Here is a 3,881-nt window from a genome sequence, read left to right on the forward strand (position 1 = left end):
GGTTGGGTAAATGACAAGCTGAATATTTATGGTGCAATTCATAATTGAAGCACTACAAAGGTGCATTTCCTGTTGGTTTGCACCAATTAAGAGCGCAAGCTTAAGTCACATTCAGGGCATTAAATGCAACTTTACGACTATAATTGATGTGTAATGCACAAATTACGTGCATCATATTTTTCTGCTTAATTTTGATAAAACAATAGGTTAGATACATTTTGGGTTAGATAGTCCAAACTGGAACCCTAAAATGGGTCAAAACGGCACAAAATCTGCAGTAACCACAACGCAAACAAGATTAATCAACAAGGATGTGGAGTCGTTTGTGGAAAACCTCAACAGTGCTGTAGAAATATTGATCCAAAGCTCAAACACGTTATTTATATTGCTAGGGGCAATCATGGTGCTTGCCATGCATGCCGGTTTTGCCTTTTTAGAAGTAGGGACAGTCAGACAGAAAAACCAAGTTAATGCGCTCGTAAAAATCATCGCCGATTTCGGCTTTTCTGCGATTGCCTATTTCTTTATCGGTTACTGGGTTGCTTACGATATTACCTTTTTGTCCAGTGCTGAGCAGTTAAGTGCCAACAGTGGCTATGAGCTGGTGAAGTTCTTCTTTCTGATGACGTTTGCTGCCGCCATCCCTGCCATTATCTCGGGAGGGATTGCAGAACGTGCACGCTTCTATCCTATGTTGGTCGGTTCGTTTTTCACGGTAGGTTTGGTTTATCCTTTTTTCGAAGGGGTGATCTGGAACAGCAACTACGGTTTTCAGGATTGGCTGTCCGAGACATTTGGCGCAGCATTCCATGACTTTGCCGGTTCGGTGGTTGTTCACGGTGTCGGCGGCTGGATAGCTCTGGTGGTGGTAGCCATGCTGGGGATCCGAAATGGCCGTTATCGTGGTGGTCGCCTGGTAGCCTTTGCGCCTTCTAACATTCCGCTATTGGCTTTGGGAGCTTGGGTTCTGACCGTTGGCTGGTTTGGCTTTAACGTGATGTCGGCACAGACCATGGATGGCATCAGCGGATTGGTAGCCGTGAACAGTTTGATGGCGATGGTCGGTGGGATCATTACCTCTCTATTTGTTGGTAAAAACGACCCAGGCTTTATTCACAATGGTCCGTTAGCCGGTTTGGTAGCCGTCTGTGCCGGATCAGATTTGATGCATCCCGTTGGTGCTTTGGTAACTGGTGCGGTAGCGGGAGCCTTGTTTGTCTGGTTGTTTACCTACATTCAGAACAAGCTCATGCTGGATGATGTACTGGGTGTATGGCCGCTGCATGGTGTATGTGGTGCATGGGGCGGTATCGCGGCAGGTATTTTTGGCAGCGAGGCGTTTGGCGGGCTAGGTGGTGTAAGTCTGGCAAGTCAGTTCATTGGAACCTTGGCTGGTATCATCGTTGCCGTTGTCGGTGCCGCTATTGTCTACGGGATTATTAAGAAGACGGTTGGTCTGCGTCTGACAGATGAAGAAGAGTACAACGGTGCTGACCTGTCTATCCACAAAATTGGGGCAATTAATTTAGATTAACTGCGATGTATATATATTAATGCCTGACCTAGTGTCAGGCATTTTTTTGCCTTCAGAGCACACAAATGAACAAAATGGATTAGACTTAAGTGATAATTTTGTCACCCAAGACAAATAGCAGTATTCAAAGCCCGAGAATATGCATGATGTTTTAATCTCTTCCCGTAGATGAGGCTATAGAACATGTTCAAGTTGTATGCAAGCTTTTCTGTTAAACATCCGGTCATTCATGCAGTTAACTTATTAATTGTTAATGTTTTCTTCTTTTTTTGCTGTTATCAACTCATTGAAAACGAAAAGATAGAATATGCACCTGGATTATTACTCGTGATGGTATTTATAGTTATTTTCGCCAAAGCGGCAGACTACAGAACTAAGTATTTAACCTTTGATAAGTAATAGTTAATTCTTAATATAATCTCACTAGATTGGTACTTATTTATCATGCAAGTTAACCTAACTTATTAGGCATAGCTATGTTGCCCCTGCCGTTTATCTCGTAGAATTACAGGCAATAGTGATTGTGACTGTAGAGAGCCCGATGAAGATTGACCTATCCAAGATGGTAACGGAAAGCCGTAATACTGCCAGCCAGCACATTGATACCTTGTCGACGCTCGACATGCTGAAAGTGATTAATGACGAAGATAAAAAGGTAGCTCTGGCGGTCGAACAGCTGTTGCCGGATGTTGCCTTAGCTGTGGATGTGATTGCTGCGGCTTTTCAGAAAGGGGGGCGACTGATTTACTCAGGTGCTGGCACTTCCGGCCGGCTGGGTATTCTGGATGCCAGTGAGTGCCCGCCAACTTATGGCACCAAGCCTGATCAGGTGATAGGTCTAATTGCCGGGGGACATCAGGCTATCTTCAAAGCGGTCGAAAATGCCGAAGATAACCGCGAGCTCGGCGCAGAAGATCTGAAAGCGTTAAATTTCAATCAACACGATGTATTGGTTGGGATTGCAGCCAGCGGGCGGACCCCGTATGTGCTGGGGGCGATGAGTTATGCCAAGTCTGTGGGTGCTACCGCTGCCTGTATTAGCTGTAACCCGCAAAGTGCGATGACGGAGCTGGCAGATATCAGTATTACGCCGGTAGTCGGTCCTGAAGTGGTAACGGGATCGTCGCGGATGAAAGCCGGGACGGCACAAAAGCTGGTACTTAATATGCTTACTACAGGAGCAATGATCCGGACCGGTAAGGTATACGGCAATCTGATGGTGGATGTAGAGGCGACCAATGCCAAACTTGTCGAGCGACAAAAGAAGATTGTAATGGAAGCCACAGAGTGCAGCCGTGAAGAAGCAGAAGCTGCGCTAGTAGCTTGTAACGGTCATTGTAAGACCGCCATTGTGATGCTCCTGGCAAACCTTAGTGCCGACGAAGCCCGATCTCTTCTTGATCAAAACCAGGGCTTTACCCGTCAGGCGATTGGAGCGGCAAAAGGGTAATTGCATCTTTTGAATTTAAATTCTTTATTTCTCGGTGATTGGAGCCAGTCAAGTGGTGCATCTGGAGCAAAACATGGCGGCCGGAGAGTTAATGCTCTCTGCCGAGCAGCTGACATCGCTTGAAAACTAATAAAACATGATTCTGGATGAAAATAATCAATTAAAATCACAATGGATTTATAGATGCCATTTAGTACGTAAATACTTTTAACTGTATATTTACTTAGTGCGAGATGTTCTTATTCGAGGAGGTGTGTCAGGTTATGAGCATTGACGTCAGGTGTTTAGGAGTAATGCCTGCCTGACGATGCCTAATGTTAAGTAACAATTTGTTATTTTGGCTCCTTATTATATATAAGCTTTTTTTTACGTGGTATCATTGGCGGCCCTGCTCCAAAGCGAGAAAATTGTCAGGTAAAGGCAACCTATCTCAATGCGCTTCAGGAACAGGTGTTGTTGATTTAGTTACTGGTTTCGTATTTCGTTTCTACAGTATAATTAGTGAATGAACTTAGGTAAAAAATGAGTCTTATTAAGTACAGGCAAGATATTGACGGTTTGAGAGCCATCGCTGTTTTAGCCGTTATTATCTTTCATATGAATGGTGCTTGGTTGCCTGGTGGTTTTATTGGTGTAGATGTGTTTTTTGTTATTTCAGGATATATAATTACGTCCGCAATATATCCTCAGATAATTTCAAATACTTTTTCGTTTAATATATTTTATGTGAAGCGAATTAAACGTATTCTTCCGTTGTTTTATTTGGTGTCAGTTTTCAGCCTTATCGGTGGTTACTGGCTTTATACTCCCAATGACTTTGTAAGCTTGGCTGATAGCTTACGTTATGCGAGTGTATTTATAGCAAATATCTACTTTGAAAGACAATCTGGTTATTTT

The 3,881-nt window shown here is 43.8% G+C and carries 3 protein-coding genes; all 3 read left to right on the forward strand.

Going from position 1 to position 3,881, the window contains the following annotated elements:
• Window positions 1-325: 325 nt before the first annotated feature.
• Entirely contained in the window at window positions 326-1,534 is a 1,209-nt protein-coding gene (locus tag MHN01_RS19415; RefSeq protein ID WP_239412859.1) for an ammonium transporter, read from the forward strand.
• A gap of 541 nt (window positions 1,535-2,075) precedes the next feature.
• The gene (gene murQ, locus MHN01_RS19420) at window positions 2,076-2,984 is read left to right on the forward strand and encodes an N-acetylmuramic acid 6-phosphate etherase (protein WP_239412860.1); all 909 of its coding nucleotides are present in this window, start codon (window positions 2,076-2,078) and stop codon (window positions 2,982-2,984) included.
• Between the two features lie 522 nt (window positions 2,985-3,506).
• Window positions 3,507-3,881, forward strand: a 375-nt coding sequence (locus MHN01_RS19425) for an acyltransferase (RefSeq protein WP_239412861.1), incomplete at its 3' end; no start/stop codon positions are given.

Source organism: Photobacterium sp. OFAV2-7 (assembly GCF_022347985.1).
Lineage (GTDB): Bacteria > Pseudomonadota > Gammaproteobacteria > Enterobacterales > Vibrionaceae > Photobacterium.